This window comes from Azospirillum sp. A23, from assembly GCF_042938965.1.
In the GTDB taxonomy this organism is placed as follows: Bacteria; Pseudomonadota; Alphaproteobacteria; order Azospirillales; family Azospirillaceae; genus Azospirillum; species Azospirillum melinis.
Map to the genome: position 1 here is coordinate 496,604 of NZ_CP170668.1, position 15,339 is coordinate 511,942.

Consider the following 15,339-nt stretch of genomic DNA (forward strand, 5'->3'; position numbering starts at 1 on the left):
TGCCGGTTACCCCCACAGGACCTTGCGCACCGACGCCGGCCACTGCGCCGTGTCGAAGCCATGGTGGCGGAACAGCGCCAGCGCCACGCGCTCCATGCCGAAGCCGACGCAGGCGGTGTGGGCGACTTCGTCATCGGCGGTATGGATGTCCCACAGATGGCCGAAATGGTCCTGGTGATAGTTGAAGCTGAGGCAGGCGGTCGGCTTCTCATGGCTGGTGATCGGGATCAGCAGCTCGAACTTCAGCTTCTGCTCGCGCTGGCTGTTCGACAGCATGGTGCCGGCCCGGCCGAAGAAGGGATCGTTGGCGACATCGACGTCCAGCGGCACCTCCAGCGAGCCCATCATCGCGCGCCCGCGCTCCAGCCACAGCTCGCGGAACTCCACGACCTGATCGGGGGTGCCGATGCGGATGTATTCGCGCATGCGGAACAGCTGCATGCGGGCGGGGTCGATGGACGGCTCATGCCGGAAGCAGTAGGAGAAGACGTCGATCAGCTTGCCCTCGCCGGGCAGCGGGCCGCGCCGCGCAATGGTCGGATAGACCGGGTAGCAGGCGGCCGGCGTCATCACCACGTCGGTCGCGACCTGATCCTCGGTCCAGTCCTGCCCCTCCTCCAGCCGGCGCAGCAGGCTGCGGTGCGCCTTCTCGTCGCCGCCGAAGCTGTGGATGGTGCCGGCCAGATGGGGAAAGCTCTTCAGATACTCGCTTTCCTCGAAATACTGGCGGTTCAGGGCCGGCGGGAAGCGCATCACCTCCGCCCCGTCCTGGCCGCCCCAGCGGGTGACCAGCGCGTCGAAGCGCTCCACCACATCCTCGAAAACGCCGCTGCGGCCATAGAGACCGTCCACGCCGGTGGGAATCAGCAGGCCCGCGTCCACCAGCTCGTCACGATAGGCGGCCTGGGCGGCCGTGATGTCGACCATGTTCATTCGAAGGCCCCCGACCCGTCGCGCTGGACGAGAAGCTGAGTGGAGATGTGCGACATGATGCGGTCGTTGCCGATCATGAGGGCGGCGGAATGGGCGTCGCGCAGGTGGCGGCCCAGGCTGTAGGGGGTGTCGTTGCGGTAGCCGGCAAGGCCGCAGGTGCGGATCGCCGCCTCCACCACCTCGCGCACCAGTTCCGAGGTGGTGACCTTCAGCGTGCCCATGGCGGTGGCGAAGGACAGGCTGGTCAGCCGCTCGGGCGAGCCGCAGGCCAGCTCGTACTGGCGGATGGCTGCCAGGATGACGGCCTTCATCTGCTGGAGCTTGGCGGTCGCCTCGGCCAGCCGCACGGCGGACGCCGGGGTGGTGCCGGGCTTGCGCTTGGCCTCCGAGCGGACATAGGCGCGGGCGCGGCTGACGGCATCGGCGGCGATGCCGAGCCAGGTGCTGCTCCACAGGATGTGGGTGACCGGCAGCATGGTCTGGGCCGACAGGTCGGCGTAGGACAGGGGCAGAATCTGGTCGATGACGCCCGCCGCTTCCAGCCGGTAGCCGTCGGAGCAGGTGCCGCGCATGCCCATCGCGTCCCAGAGGCTGGTCTTCTCCAGCCGGTAATCGTCCTTGGTCACCACCGCCAGCACCTGATCCGACGACGGGGCGTCGGGGTTGCGCCGGGCGGTGACCAGGATCACGTCCGACTGGTCGCCGTAGGAGATGACCGATGCGTTCTTCGCCAGGGTGAAGCGGTCGCCGTCCGCCGGATCCGCCTGCACGGCGCAGACGCTGTTGCGGATGTCGCCGCCGGTCTCCTTCTCCGTCGTGGCGGATCCGAGAAGGAGCTGGCCGGCGGCGATGCGCTGCATCAGGTCGCGGTGCCAACCGTTGCTGCCGTGATTGACCAGACAGGCGATCTGGATCTGGTGCATCGCATAGATCATGCCGGTGGCGGCGCAGCCGCGGGCCAGGGCATGGCAGGCCGCGGCCACATCGAACAGCGGCGCACCGCCGCCGCCGAGGTCCGCCGGGATCATGACGCCCAGCAGCTTCTGCTCGCGCAGGGCGTCGAAGGCCTCGCTGGGGAACCGGCCGTCGCGGTCGACATCGGCGGCATGGCGCGCGGCGATCTCGGCGCCGATGGTGCGCGCGCGGGCCACGATATTGGCTGGGGCTGGGACCGAGGCTGGAGTCAGCTCGGCCAAGCCGGCCAGGGCCGCGTTCACGCCTCGCCCCCGTCGACCAGGCCGCGCACCGCGTCGCGGATGGCGGCGATGCTCTCGAAGGTGCGGCGGTTCAGCAGCTTTTCCGGAAACTCGACGTCGAACTGCTCCTCCAGCCCCAGCATCAGGCCGACGCAGCCGTGCGAGGTCAGGCCGGCGGCATAGAGGTCATCGTCGATGGCGAGCGTTCCGGCATCGACCGCCAGCCCGCCGCACTCCGCCAGGACGGAGCGGATGCCGGCGATCGTTTCATCGTCGGCACCGCCGGCGGGCGGACGTCCGAGGCCCCCGGCGGCCCCGGCGGCCTGGAAGCCCTCACGGGAAGAATTGGCGTAAGGCGGGCTGGCATCCTGCGGCATTCTCGAATTCCCTCGGGGAAACTTGCTGGTCTGAAGCTAGCCACGCCACCCCGGTGCTTCCACTCGGCATCGGTATGGCCGCACCGCTATCCAAGTGATCGCTTTTTCACCGGTGGGGGTAAGCACAGGGATAGGGTCGGTCGATAGCCCGGATCGCTTTGGTGCTGTCCGCTATGGCCATGATCCTTGCGCATAGGCTCAGGGAGGGGCTCAAGCCCGGGCTTGGGCTTGACCGTTGGGAAGCAGGCGGCGCCTGCCCCGCGGCAGCGGAGGCCGGACCCCACCGGCGGCGGGCAACAGAGTTTCCTGCGAGCGAAATTTCCCCATCCATTTTGCCTACCTCTTCCGTATAGCGGAAGGAGGGCGACTATCTTTTCTCGGTCACGGAAAAAGAAGTTGACGGCTGCTCGGGCTGTCGAAAAGCATGCAAGGGCCGGTGTGGCCGATGGTCGCAAGCACCTCGCGGCGCTTGCATTGCCATGATTACACACAATTCGGACGCGTAGCATTCAGGGACGGCTGCTGGCGCCCGGCCAGAGTTCGTGCCGGCCTCGTTTCGTGCAGATCGACCAGCGACCACAGCCGCTCTCAAGGGACACCGACGCCATGACCATCGCCGAACCCTCCGCCCCGCGCTCCGGCCCCGGCCTGTCCGCTACAGAGGCCGGACGCCGTCCGGGCCTGCAGCTGGGCGTGCGGGCGAAGCTGATGCTGGCCTTCGCCGGCATGGCGGCGATGACGGTGGCGGCCAGCGGCGTCGGGCTGATGTCCTTCTCCGCCGTCGAGCGGCCGATGACGCAGATCGCCGACACCAGCCTGCCGGAGATGGAGCTGGCGACCAAGCTGGCCGGCGAAAGCGGCGCCATCGCCTCGGCCGCCCCGATGCTGGACGGCGCCGCCAGCCAGGAGGAGCGGGAGCGCCTTCGCACGGAAGCGCAGGAGCGCGCCCGCGGCTTCCTCTCCCTGGTGGACGAGCTGGCCGGGCGCCGGCCGCAGGACCCGCTGCTGTCGGAGGTGCGCGAAACCGGCAATGCCCTGATCGGCACGCTGGACCGCCTCAACGACGGGGTGGCGCGGCGCCTGTCCCTGCATGACCGGCGGGAGGCGGCCTCCACCCGGCTGGCCCAGACCTATGACGGCTTCCTGAAGACCCTGGCGCCGCTGGTCGACGGGTCGGGCCAGGCGTTGCAGGAAAAGGGCATGGCGCTCGACGGCGGCACCGACCGCGAGATGGGAGCGCTGTCGGATGCCGTGCGCTCGATGATCGCGCTCTACGACCTGCGCGGCGGCATCGCCGGGGCGCTCGACGCCATGAACCGGTCCGGCACGGCGCTGGACGCCAAGGCCATCGGCGAGCAGCAGCAGGCCTATCTGGAAGCCTCGTCGCAGGTGACGGCCACGCTCGGCACGCTGGGCGACCGGCTGCCGGCCGACGCCTCCGGCAAGATCGACGCGCTGTTCCTGTTCGGCTACGGCAAGGACAATGTCTTCGACCTGCGCCGCGCCGCGCTGGACGGCACCGAGAACAGCAGCGGGTCGGTGGACCGGCGGCTGGCCGAACGGCTCAGCTCCGCCCGGACACAGGCCGCGCAGCTGCTCACCCTGCTGAACGCGCCGCTGCGCAAGGTGCAGAGCGACATCAAGCGCGCCAACTTCGACATCCGGTCCCAGGTGCAGGAGGCGGTGCAGGATCTGCTCGGCCGCGGGCTGGAGCAGTTCCGCACGAACCTGGAGCTGTCGACCTACGGCACCGCCCTGACCGGCGCCCTGAACGAGGCGTCGCAGGCCCCCGACGCCGCCCGGCTCGACCTCTTGGAAAAGCGCTTCTCCTCCGCCTCCTCCTCCCTGTTCGAGCGCATCGGGACGCTGCGCGCCCAGGCGGGCGACAATGCCGCCGGCACCGAGGTGCTGGCCGCGCTGGTGAAGGCGCTGATCGGCTTCGGCCGCGGCGAGGAGGGGGTGATCGCGCTGCGCCGCAGCGAACTGGCGGCGATGGCGGAAACCGAGCGGATGCTCGCCGAGAACCGGCAGCTGGCCCAGCGCTTCGCCGCCACGGTGGACCGCAAGATCGCCGCGATGCGCGAGGAGGCCAAGGCCGCCGTCGCCGGAACCGACGACACCATCGCCGCCGGCCGCAAGATGCTGGTCCTGTTCGCGGTCGGCAGCCTGATCGGTGCCGCCGCCCTGGCCTGGCTGGTGGTCGGCCGCCACATCGTCGCGCGCCTCAGCGCGCTGTCCGACGCCATGCGGGCGATTGCCGCCGGCAGGCTCGACGCGGCGATCCCGGCCGCCGGTGGGGATGAGATCGGCGACATGACCCGCGCCCTGATGGTCTTCCGCGACACCGCCAACGAAGCGAAGGCCGCCAACGCGCGGGCCGAGGCCGAACGCGGCCGCGCCGCCGGCGAACGCCGCCGCGCCATGGTCGAGATGGCCGAGAATTTCGAAAGCAGCGTGCGCGGCGTGCTGGACCGCGTTTCCCAGGCGGCCGGCGAGATGCAGAGCATGGCCGAACGCATGTCCCGCAGCGCCGACCTGACCGCCGGAGAGGCGACGACCGCCGCCGGCAGCTCCCAGCAGGCCGAAGGCAACGTCAAGGCGGTCGCCGCCGCGACGGAGGAGCTGTCGGCCTCGATCCAGGAGATCGGCACCCAGGTCCACGCCTCCAGCCAGATCGCCCGCAAGGCCGCCGACGAGGCGGAGCGCACCGACCGCACGGTGGAGGGGCTGGCCCAGACCGCCGGCCGCATCGGCGAGGTGGTCGGGCTGATCCAGTCCATCGCCGGCCAGACCAATCTGCTGGCACTCAACGCCACCATCGAGGCGGCCCGCGCCGGGGAGGCCGGCAAGGGCTTCGCCGTCGTGGCGTCGGAGGTGAAGGGGCTCGCCACCCAGACGGCGAAGGCGACGGAGGATATCTCCGCCCAGATCGCCGCCATGCAGTCGGTGACGCAGGAGGCGGTGGACGCCATCCGCTCCATCGCCGGCACCATCCGCGAGGTGAACGAGATCGCCGCCACCATCGCCGCCGCGGTGGAGCAGCAGAGCGCGGCCACCCGCGAGATCGCCCGCAACGTCGGCGAGGCGGCGGACAGCACCCAGCATGTCCGCGGCAACATCGACAGCGTCGCCGACGCGGCGCGGGAGTCGGGGGAGTCGGCCAACCGCGTGCTGTCGGCCTCCTCCACCGTGCAGGAGCAGCTGCGGACGCTGGCCGGTCAGGTCGACGGGCTGGTCGGGGAGATGCGGGCGGCCTGAAAGCAGGCTCGGGAAGGCGGCCGATGAAGCCCCTCTCCCCCCGCTCTCGCGCAAACTTCGTTTGCGCTGACGCGACAGGCGGACCTTTGGTCCGCCGAAAGCGGGGAGAGGGGTTGGGGTGAGGGGGATGCACGGCGAGGATTCCCGGGATGGCCCCGCCTTATCGCCTCACCCCTTGTAATGCCGCCCGAAGCGGTTGTTCAGGAAGGCGTCCAGCGGCACCTGTTCCTGCCGGATGAAGCCGGCCTGCGGGATGGAGCCCTCGCGCAGCAGATCCAGCACGGCGCAGATGCCGGCGGCGGTTGTGACCTGAATGGCGCTCCAGGTCCGGCCGGCGATCGGCTTGCTGTAGATCTTGGTGGCGAAGGTCTCCTGCCGCAGTTCGCCGTCCTGCATGCCGGTGGCGGTCGCCAGCACCAGAACCACGTCCTGCAGGGTCAGCGGCACCGCGGTCTCCAGCACGTCCTTCAGCAGGTGGCGCCGCTCGCCCAGCCGCAGGTCGCGGATCAGCAGGCGGACGATGTCGCGGTGGCCGGGGTAGCGGACCGTCTTGTAGTCGAGGTTCCGCACCTTGCCGGCCAGCGTCTCGCACAGCGAGCCCAGCCCGCCCGAGGTGTTGAAGGCCTCGTAATCGACGCCGTCCAGCGCGAAGCGCTCGTCGCCCTCCAACGGCATCACCTCGTGCGGGCGACCGTCGACGATGGCCTCGCACGGGTTGCAGTATTCGTTGATCAGCCCGTCGGTGCTCCAGGTCAGATTGTATTTCAGGGCGTTGGTCGGGTATTGCGGCAGGGCGCCGACCCGGAGATGCAGGTTGTGCAGCTCGTCGAAGCGGCGGGCGAGGTCATGGCCGACGATGGAGATGAAGCCCGGCGCCAGACCGCATTGCGGGATCAGCGCCGTGCTGGCGGTCTCCGCCAGCATCTTCACCTTGCGGGTGGCGGCGACATCCTCAGTCAGGTCCAGGTAATGGGCGCCGGCCGCGACGGCGGCGGTGGCGATGGCGGGGGTCAGGGTGAAGGGGCAGGCGCTCAGCACCGCCTGCTGGCCTTCCATGGCGGCGCGCAGCGAATCCCGATCCTCGACATCGACGCGCGTCACCCGCAGCCCGGCATGTTCGGCGCGGTAGAGCAGCGCCTCGTCCCGGTCGCCGATGGTGACGGCGAAATCGCCGGTCTCCGACAGCAGCGTGCCGATCATCGAGCCGATCTTGCCCGCACCCAGAACCAGAACCTTCATCGTTGCCATGGTCTCCCGCTCCTCTGTTCAGCCGTGTGTGTTGGCGGGCTGCGCCGATGGTTTGGCCCGCACACGAAACATGTCGGCTGGAACAGCCGGGCAGAACCGGGCAATGCGCCGGTGGCGCTTGAGTTTTCCGGCGAAATGACGGAAAGCCCGGCGAAATGACGGACGTGCTTTATCCCTCGCACCACCGCGAAGGCAGCGTTAAGGTCGCAGCCGGTTTCCCCAAATCCGGCCCGCCACCATGACCCTGCGCCAACTGACCGCCCCGCACGCCGTCCTGCTGGAGGAGCCGCGCGACGGCGTTCCCCAGACCAGCGAGATGATCCGCGGCGAGCGCTTCCGCATTCTGGAGGAGCGTGACGGCTGGTTGCAGGCGGAGAACGCCTTCGACGGCCATGTCGGCTGGCTGCCCCCCGGTACCACGCATCGGGAGCCGGTGGCCCCCACCCACCGCGTGCGGGCTTTGCGCGCCGACCTGCACCCCGGCCCGACGCACCGGGCGCCGCCGGTGGCGACGCTCAGCTTCGGGTCGCTGGTGACGCTGGACGGCCGGGCCGAAAACGGCTGGGTCGGCACCGACGACGGGCTGTGGCTGTTCGCGGGCTGGCTGGAGCCGGTGGACGCGGCCCCCGCGACCGACCACATCGCCACCGCCCTGCGCTTTCTGGAGACGCCCTATGTCTGGGGCGGGCGCAGCAGCTTCGGCATCGACTGTTCCGGGCTGGTGCTGACCGCCATGGCGGCGGCCGGGGTGGTCTCCCACCACAGCAGCGGCATGCAGCGCAAGGACGGGCGGCTGGGGGCGTGGCTCTCGGAGGACGGCAAGGGCGTCGAGTATCGGCGCGGCGACATCGTCTTCTTCCCCGGCCATGTCGGGCTGATGGTGGACGGAACGAACCTGCTGCACGCCACCGTCTTCACCATGTCAGTCGTGATCGAACCCCTGAGCGAGGTCGCCAAGCGCGCGGAGGTCAACGGAGTCCGCCGCCCCCACCATTTCATTGATGGCGTTACGCGGGCGTAACGCCTCGCCCACCAGAAGCAGGGTCGGCCCCTTGCCGGCGGCCACACCCTGCTCCGCCATCCGGCCGAGCGTCGTCCAGTAACGGCGCTCGTCGGGCCGGCAGCCGTTTTCCACCGCCAGCACCGGCGTCCCGGCCGGCAGCCCGGCCCCGGTCAGCCCCTGTCCGACCGCGCGCGCCTGCTCGCGTCCCATATAGATCGCCAGCGTGCCCTGCGGATCGGCCAGCCGCGCCCAGTCCGGTTCGAACCGCTCGCCGTCGCGACCATGAGCGGTGACGAAAGTGACGGCGCGCGACACCCCGCGCTTGGTCAGCGACAGACCGGTGGAGGCGGCACAGCCGAGCGCCGCGGTGATGCCGGGGATGACGCGAACCGGAATGCCGAGGCTGTCGAGATGCTCGATCTCCTCGCCGGCCCGGCCGAACACCATCGGGTCGCCGCCCTTCAGCCGCACCACCCGCTTGCCGCGCCGGGCATGGAAGGCGATCAGCGCGTTGATCTCCCCCTGCGGCAGCGAATGCCGGCCGGAGCGCTTGCCGACGCAGATGCGCTCGGCCTTCGGGTGGGCGAGGTCGAGGATGCCGTCGCCGACCAGCGCGTCGTAGAGCACGACTTCGGCCGCCGCCAGCGCCTTGACCGCTGCGACGGTCAGCAGATCCGGGTCGCCGGGACCGGCGCCGACGAGGGTGACTTGCCCGCAGGCTGCTCCTCCCCCACCGCTATCCCCCTCTCCCCCCCGGGGAGAGGGTTGGGGTGAGGGAGAAAACTTCTCCGAGAAACGAGCGAACACCGAGGATGAGGCGCGCAACCAATCCCAGAAGGCTCCGCCGCGCATCCCCCTCATCCCTCCGGGAAGATCGAAAGTCCGGCCATCAAGCCACTTCGCGCTGGTGGGCATGCCGAAGCACCTCCTTGAGTTCGGGAACGCAGGAACCACAATTCGTGCCGGCCTTCAACGCCGCGCCGATCTCCGCCACGCTGGTCAGCCGGCGGTCGCGGATGGCACCCGCCAGCCGGTTGATACCGACGCTGAAGCAGGCGCAGACGATCCGCCCCTCATCCGCCGGCACCCCCGGCGCCCGCCCGGCGAGCAGCCCGGCCCGCGCGCCGTCCTCCAGACTGTCCGTCTCCAGCAGCCCAGCGAGCCAGCCGCGCGGCGGCAGACGCCCGTCGGCGGCGACGAACAGGCAGGCCTCCAGACGGTCCCCCTCCATCCAGGCCATCCGCAGGCCGCCGCGCGCCTCGTCGCGGAACTCGACCACCGCCTCGGCCGGATCGAGGCCGGGCAGCCAGGACTCCACCGCCGGAATCGCTCCCGTCCCCGCCATCTCCACCAGATGCCCGCCCGCCACCGCGCGGCGCGCCCAGTAGCCGCCATGCCTGGGCTCCACGGCATGGCGGACCAGCAGGAAGGCGGTCCAGTCCGGCCGCCAGGGCTCCACCGTCGCCGGCATCCGCTTCAGGTCGGGCTGGCCGGAGAAGGGGTCCACCGCATCGTCATCGACCAGCCGGCCGATGACGCAGGCACCGGTAAAGCGCTCGGTCCAGTGCATCGGCAGGAAGACCGTGCCCTCGCCCTGGGCATCGGTGATGCGGACGCGGCCCAGCGCCTCCCCAACCACGGTGGTGATGCGGGCCAGCCCGCCATCCACCAGCCCCCGCGCCAGCGCGTCGGCCGGATTGACGTCCAGCCGCGGTTCCGGCGCATGGGCCGACAGCCGGGCCGACAGGCCGGTGCGGGTCATCGTGTGCCACTGGTCGCGCAGCCGGCCGGTGTTCAGCAGCAGGGCGCCGTCCGGCACGCTGCGCGGCAGCGGCTTCGCCGTGACCGGCAGCATCCGGGCGCGCCCGTCCGCGGTCAAGAACCTCCCGTCGCCGAACAACCGCTTCTGCGGCTCACCCCCCGCCCGCCAGGGCCAGGGGAAGGGCGCGAGCGCGTCATAGCCGGCATCGTCCAGCCCGCCCAGCGCCCCGATGTCGAAGGCCCGTGTCCCGCCATTCTCGAATGCCGACAGCGCGGCATGCTCGCGGAACAGCTCGGCGGCGCTCTCATAGGGAAAGGCCTCGGCGAAACCCATCCGGCGGGCGACCTGGGTGACGATCCACCAGTCGGCCTGCGCCTCCCCCGCCTCCGCCTTGAAGGCGCGCTGGCGCGAGATGGTGCGGTCGGAGTTGGTGACGGTGCCGTCCTTCTCGCTCCAGCCCTTGGCCGGCAGGCGGATATGGGCGAAGCGGCCGGTGTCGGTGTCGCGGATGCAGTCGGAGACCACCACCGTCTCGCAGCGCTCCAGCGCCCGGCGGACCCGGCCGGCATCGGGCATGCTGACGGCGGGGTTGGTCGCCATGATCCACACCGCCTTGACCGTGCCGGCCTCGATGGCGCGGAACAGATCGACCGCCTTCAGCCCCGGCTTGGCCGCCACGCGTGGCGCGTTCCAGAAGCGGCCGACCCGGTCCACCTCCGTTTCGGTGAAGCCCATATGGGCGGCCAGCTGGTTCGCCAGCCCGCCGACCTCGCGCCCACCCATGGCGTTCGGCTGCCCGGTGACGGAGAAGGGGCCGCAGCCGGGCCGGCCGATGCGCCCGGTCAGGAAATGCAGGTTCAGAATGGTGTTGACGGTGTCGCTGCCCTGGGAGGACTGGTTCACGCCCTGCGAATAGACCGTCACCACCCGGTCTGTCGCAGCGAACTCGGCATAGAAGGCAGCGACCTCCGCCTCCTCCAGCCCGCAGCGGCGGGCCACCGCCGCCACATCCGGCGCATCGGCGCGGGCGGCGGCCAGCGCCTCCTCGACCCCCTCGGCATGGGCGGCGACGAAGCCGGCATCGCGATGGCCGCGGCTGTCCAGATAGGCCAGCAGCCCGTTGAACAGCAGCGCATCGGTGCCGGCCTTCAGCGCCAGATGGCGGTCGGCGGCATCGACGCAGTCGGTGCGCCGCGGATCGACCACGACGATCCGCGTGCCGCGCTCGGCCCGCGCCGCCAGCAGCCGCTGGTTCAGCACCGGGTGGCACCAGGCAAGGTTGGACCCCACCAGCACCACCAGATCGGCGCACTCGAAATCCTCGTAGCTCCCCGGCACTGCATCGGCGCCAAGCCCGCGCTTGTGCCCGACCACCGACGAGGCCATGCACAGCCGCGAGTTGGTGTCGATGTTCGCCGAGCCGATGAAGCCCTTCATCAGCTTGTTGGCGACGTAGTAATCCTCGGTCAGCAGCTGGCCGGAGACGTAGAACGCCACCGAATCCGGCCCATGCCTGACGATGGTGTCGGAAAAGCGCCGGGCCACCTCGTCCAGCGCCTCGTCCCACGACACGCGCTTATCGCCGATCTCCGGATACAGCAGCCGCCCGTCCGGCACCAGCGTGTCGGCCAGCGCCGATCCCTTGGAGCAGAGCCGTCCCCGGTTCGCCGGGTGGTCGGCATCGCCGCGCACGCTGACGGCGCCGTCAGCCGCCACCGTCGCGATCACCCCGCACCCGACCCCGCAATAGGGACAGGTGGTCTTCACCTCCCGTACACCTCCCTTGGCCGGTCCGGAGGACGACTCCGCCCCGTCAAACATGGCCGCAGGCCTTGCGGCAGCCGCCGCGCGACAGCTTGGCCTCGCCGAGCGCGATCGCGACGCTGCGCCCCTCCACCCGCACCGGAACATGGCCGGTGCGGCCTTCGTCGGGGGCGACGGCCTCGCCGGTCGCCAGCTCGATCACCCAGCTGTGCAGCGGACAGGTGACGCGGCGGCCGTGGACGATGCCCTGGGACAGCGGCCCCTGCTTGTGCGGGCAGGCATCCTCCAGGGCGAAAACCTCGTCGGCCGCCGTGCGGAACAGGGCGATGTCGCCATCGGGGGTGCGGACGACGCGCGAGCCCAGTACGGGGATGTCGTCGATGCTGCCGACCTGGGTCCAGACGGTTTCCGAGATGGTGGGCTCGGAGACGGCGTTTTCCACGATGATGCTGTCCATGATCCGTTACCCCACTTCGGCGAGCAGATTGAATTCGTGACGATCGACGCCCTTGGCGGCGCGTTCCGCCCACGGGTCGTCCTGCGAGAAGGTCTGCGAGAACAGGAAGCGCGCGTTCAACGCCCGGCGCCGCTCCGGATCCTCGACCAGCGCCGCCTTGATGTGGTCAAGACCGACCCGCTCCACCCACGGCGCGGTCCGCTCCAGATAGCGGGCCTCCTCGCGGTAGAGCTGCATGAAGGCACCGGTGTATTCCAGCACCTCCTCCTCCGTCGCCACACGGACCATCAGGTCGCAGGCGCGGACATGCAGACCGCCGTTGCCGCCGACATGCAGCTCGTATCCGCTGTCGATGCACACCACGCCCAAATCCTTGATGGTCGCCTCGGCACAGTTGCGCGGGCAGCCGGACACCGCCAGCTTGACCTTGTGCGGGGTCCAGGTGCCCCAGGTCAGCCGCTCCAGCTTGACGCCCAGTCCCGTCGAGTCCTGCGTGCCGAAGCGGCACCATTCCGAGCCGACGCAGGTCTTCACCGTGCGCAGCCCCTTGGCATAGGCGTGTCCCGACACCATCCCGGCGGCGTTGAGGTCGGCCCAGACCGCCGGCAGATCCTCCTTCTTCACGCCGAACAGATCGATGCGCTGGCCGCCGGTGACCTTCACGGTCGGGATGGCGAACTTGTCGACCACGTCGGCGATGGCGCGCAGCTCGGCGGCATTGGTCAGCCCGCCCCACATGCGCGGCACGACGGAATAGGTGCCGTCCTTCTGGATGTTGGCGTGGGCGCGCTCGTTGATGTAGCGCGACTGGTAATCGTCCCGGTACTCGCCCGGCCAGGCGCACAGCAGGTAATAGTTCAGCGCCGGCCGGCAGGACGCGCAGCCGTCGGACGTCGTCCATTCCATCGCCTGGAAGACCTCGGCCATGGTCTTCAGCCCACGCTCGACGATGGCCGCCCGCACCTGATCATGGGTGTGATGGGTGCATTTGCACATCGGCTTGACCTTGGGCGCCGCCGTGAAGCCGTCGCCCAGCGTCACCGCCAGCAGCCGCTCCACCGTGCCGGAACAGCCGCCGCAGGAGGCCGACGCCTTGGTGTGCGCCTTCACCTCGTCCAGGCTGGTCAGGCCCTTTTCGGTGATCGCCTTGACGATGGTGCCCTTGCACACGCCGTTGCAGCCGCAGATCTCGGCAGAGTCGGGCAGTGCCGCGATGGCGGCGTTCGGATCGCCGGCATCGGCGCTGCCGAAGCCCTGGCCGAAGATCATGGTGTCACGCTCGGCCGACACGTCGGCGCCGTCCTTCAGCAGCGAGAAGTACCAGGCGCCGTCCTTGGTGTCGCCATAAAGCACCGCGCCAAGCAGCTTGCCGTCCTTCAGCACCAGCCGCTTGTAGACGCCGCGCGCCGCATCGCGGAACACGATGTCCTCGGTCCCCGCCCCGCCCGAGAAATCGCCGGCGGAGAACACATCGACACCGGTGACCTTCAGCTTGGTCGAGGTGACGGAGCCGGTATAGGCGGCACCCTCCCCACCGGCGAGGTCGTGGGCCAGCACCTTCGCCATCTCGAACAGCGGGGCGACGAGGCCCCAGCTGACGCCGCGATGCTCGACGCATTCGCCGACCGCGTAGATCGACGGGTCGCTGGTCCGCATTTGGTCATCGACGCGGATGCCGCGCCCGCACTCCAGCCCGGCGGCCTTGCCCAGTGTCATGTTGGGACGGATGCCCACCGCCATGACGACGATGTCGGCCGGCAGCTCGCGCCCATCCCGTAGGCGGACCGCGCTGACCCAGTCGTCGCCCCCCTGATTGTTTCCAACAATTTCCGCCGTGTCGGCGCCGGTCAGCACCTCGATGCCGCGGCGCTCCAGTTCGCGCTGCAGCAGCATGCCGGCCGACGGGTCGAGCTGGCGCTCCATCAGCGTCGGCATCAGATGGACGACGGTGACCTCCATCCCCTTGACCCGCAGCCCGTTGGCGGCTTCCAGCCCCAGCAGGCCGCCGCCGATCACCACGGCCCGCCCGCCCTTGGCCGCCGCCGCCAGCATGGCGTCCACGTCGGCCAGATCGCGGAAGCCGATGACGCCCGGCAGGGTCGATCCCGGCACCGGGATGATGAAGGGCATCGACCCGGTGGCGATCAGCAGCCGGTCATAGGGAACGACGCGGCCCGACTGCGAGGCGACGGTCTTGCCCGCGCGGTCGATGCCCTCCACCGGCTCGCCGGTCAGCAGCGTGATGCCGTTGGCGTCGTACCACTCGCGGCTGTTCAGCACGATCTGGTCGAAGGTCTTCTCGCCGGCCAGCACCGGCGACAGCATGATGCGGTTGTAGTTGGGATGCGGCTCGGCCCCGAAGACGGTGATGTCGAAGCGGCCGGGCGCCTTGGCCAGCAACTCCTCCACCGTCTTCATGCCGGCCATGCCGTTGCCGACCACCACCAGCCGTTCCCTGACCGGGCCGGCGCTGTGCAGTTCTGCTTCGTTGGATTCGACGGCGGGCCCGTTGTTCGATGAGAGATGCATGTCCATGGCGCGTCTGCCTCGTCTATCGTGTCCGGCCTGCTGCGAAGTCAGGCACGGGGCCAAAAAGAAAGGCGTCCGAACGGGCCTGCGTCCCTGCCCCGCGAGTGAATCGCGAAGGCGGGTGCAGACCTGTTCGGACGCCGTTGTCCGGGCGGTTCGTCGTCGAACCAAAGCCAAATCCGCGCGTCGTCGCGTGGGCTTTGGCGGTGTCGCGGGCACTGGCGACGTTGCTGGCGCCCGCTGCTGTCTCGGCATCCCCTTCGCAATCCGCGTGCCAACTGCCGCACTGGCGGACCTGTACGGGAAAACTCCAGGGATTCCGCGGAGTCCTGCCCGGAGTCGCAACCAAGACCTAGGTGCCTGTTTTTGGATCATCCTTAGGTATTGCACAAAGCCTGACCATCCAGCTTTGTGTGCGCCGCAAAAAACGGCAGACGGCGCAATAGCCTCGACAGGCGGCTCATACCTTCCGCCGGGTCATAGCCAACGGATTCAACCGCTCCGGCCGATTTTTCAGCAAAAGCCATCCTTTGGCATGAGGCTTGCGAAGAGGGGACCAGAGACGCGCCAACGACGGTGCGTGCATCCCAAGCGTCCAATGATGGGCCAGCCCCCGGCAGTGTTGCCGACCCCGGTATCGACAAGCCTTTCCATAAGGCTTTTCCGGTCGATCCCGCTGGACGCTTTCGACGGCCAAGGCATCTCTACAGCCACCTGCCCGAAAAACAGCCAGTCCGGGATTTGCCCAGAAAATCGTCACCGGTGTCGCACGCCCGACCGCTGGTCCGGATTTCAGAGATGGAGCAACCGAC

At 69.6% G+C, this 15,339-nt stretch carries 10 protein-coding genes; 2 read left to right on the top strand and 8 right to left on the bottom strand.

Annotated elements, in window-relative coordinates:
• Positions 1–6: 6 nt before the first annotated feature.
• From ABNQ40_RS32620 to ABNQ40_RS32630, 3 genes are read right to left on the bottom strand one after another with little or no spacing between them, the layout of a single operon-like run.
• Positions 7–933: an amino acid--[acyl-carrier-protein] ligase gene (locus ABNQ40_RS32620; RefSeq protein WP_109050658.1), complete on the bottom strand. Its 927-nt coding sequence runs from the start codon at positions 931–933 to the stop codon at positions 7–9.
• A complete protein-coding gene (locus ABNQ40_RS32625; protein WP_109050659.1) occupies positions 930–2,150 on the bottom strand; it encodes an acyl-CoA dehydrogenase family protein in 1,221 nt (406 codons plus the stop codon). Before ABNQ40_RS32625 ends, ABNQ40_RS32620 begins: the two co-directional genes overlap by 4 nt.
• Positions 2,147–2,392, bottom strand: a complete 246-nt coding sequence (locus ABNQ40_RS32630) for an acyl carrier protein (protein ID WP_109491035.1) — start codon at positions 2,390–2,392, stop codon at positions 2,147–2,149. The genes ABNQ40_RS32625 and ABNQ40_RS32630 overlap by 4 nt, the downstream gene beginning before the upstream one ends.
• A 720-nt stretch (positions 2,393–3,112) precedes the next feature.
• On the opposite strand from ABNQ40_RS32630, the gene ABNQ40_RS32635 reads away from it, so the two are divergent.
• Positions 3,113–5,764, top strand: a complete 2,652-nt coding sequence (locus ABNQ40_RS32635) for a methyl-accepting chemotaxis protein (protein ID WP_109050660.1) — start codon at positions 3,113–3,115, stop codon at positions 5,762–5,764.
• 168 nt (positions 5,765–5,932) lie between these two features.
• On the opposite strand, the gene ABNQ40_RS32640 is transcribed toward ABNQ40_RS32635, so the two are convergent.
• Positions 5,933–7,012, bottom strand: a complete 1,080-nt coding sequence (locus ABNQ40_RS32640) for a saccharopine dehydrogenase family protein (RefSeq protein WP_109050661.1) — start codon at positions 7,010–7,012, stop codon at positions 5,933–5,935.
• Positions 7,013–7,250: 238 nt separating this feature from the next.
• Here ABNQ40_RS32640 and ABNQ40_RS32645 point away from each other — a divergent pair, with 238 nt between their 5' ends.
• On the top strand, positions 7,251–8,033 hold the full coding sequence (locus tag ABNQ40_RS32645) for an NlpC/P60 family protein (RefSeq protein WP_109050662.1): 783 nt from the start codon (positions 7,251–7,253) through the stop codon (positions 8,031–8,033).
• Here the strand turns inward: ABNQ40_RS32645 and cobA are convergent.
• Genes cobA through nirB form a run of 4 tightly spaced genes read right to left on the bottom strand, consistent with a single transcriptional unit; the run spans position 7,935 to position 14,527 of the window.
• The gene (cobA, locus tag ABNQ40_RS32650) at positions 7,935–8,867 is read right to left on the bottom strand and encodes a uroporphyrinogen-III C-methyltransferase (protein WP_247879881.1); all 933 of its coding nucleotides are present in this window, start codon (positions 8,865–8,867) and stop codon (positions 7,935–7,937) included. The genes ABNQ40_RS32645 and cobA overlap by 99 nt on opposite strands.
• Before the next feature lie 37 nt (positions 8,868–8,904).
• Positions 8,905–11,598: a nitrate reductase gene (locus ABNQ40_RS32655; RefSeq protein WP_109050663.1), complete on the bottom strand. Its 2,694-nt coding sequence runs from the start codon at positions 11,596–11,598 to the stop codon at positions 8,905–8,907.
• Positions 11,591–11,998 (bottom strand): nitrite reductase small subunit NirD, encoded by a 408-nt coding sequence (gene nirD / locus ABNQ40_RS32660; protein WP_109050664.1) that lies wholly within the window; start codon positions 11,996–11,998, stop codon positions 11,591–11,593. Before nirD ends, ABNQ40_RS32655 begins: the two co-directional genes overlap by 8 nt.
• A gap of 6 nt (positions 11,999–12,004) precedes the next feature.
• Positions 12,005–14,527 carry a nitrite reductase large subunit NirB gene (nirB, locus tag ABNQ40_RS32665; protein WP_199235564.1) on the bottom strand — a complete coding sequence of 841 codons (2,523 nt, stop codon included), beginning with the start codon at positions 14,525–14,527 and terminating at the stop codon, positions 12,005–12,007.
• Between the last annotated feature and the right edge of the window lie 812 nt (positions 14,528–15,339).

Excerpts from the sequence above, each read along its gene's own strand:
- ABNQ40_RS32620 (WP_109050658.1), bottom strand. The coding sequence starts at position 933 with ATGAACATGGTCGACATCACGGCCGCCCAGGCCGCCTATCGTGACGAG.
- ABNQ40_RS32635 (WP_109050660.1), top strand. The coding sequence starts at position 3,113 with ATGACCATCGCCGAACCCTCCGCCCCGCGCTCCGGCCCCGGCCTGTCC.
- ABNQ40_RS32640 (WP_109050661.1), bottom strand. The coding sequence starts at position 7,012 with ATGGCAACGATGAAGGTTCTGGTTCTGGGTGCGGGCAAGATCGGCTCG.
- ABNQ40_RS32645 (WP_109050662.1), top strand. The coding sequence starts at position 7,251 with ATGACCCTGCGCCAACTGACCGCCCCGCACGCCGTCCTGCTGGAGGAG.
- cobA (WP_247879881.1), bottom strand. The coding sequence starts at position 8,867 with ATGCGCGGCGGAGCCTTCTGGGATTGGTTGCGCGCCTCATCCTCGGTG.
- ABNQ40_RS32655 (WP_109050663.1), bottom strand. The coding sequence starts at position 11,598 with ATGTTTGACGGGGCGGAGTCGTCCTCCGGACCGGCCAAGGGAGGTGTA.
- nirD (WP_109050664.1), bottom strand. The coding sequence starts at position 11,998 with ATGGACAGCATCATCGTGGAAAACGCCGTCTCCGAGCCCACCATCTCG.
- nirB (WP_199235564.1), bottom strand. The coding sequence starts at position 14,527 with ATGCATCTCTCATCGAACAACGGGCCCGCCGTCGAATCCAACGAAGCA.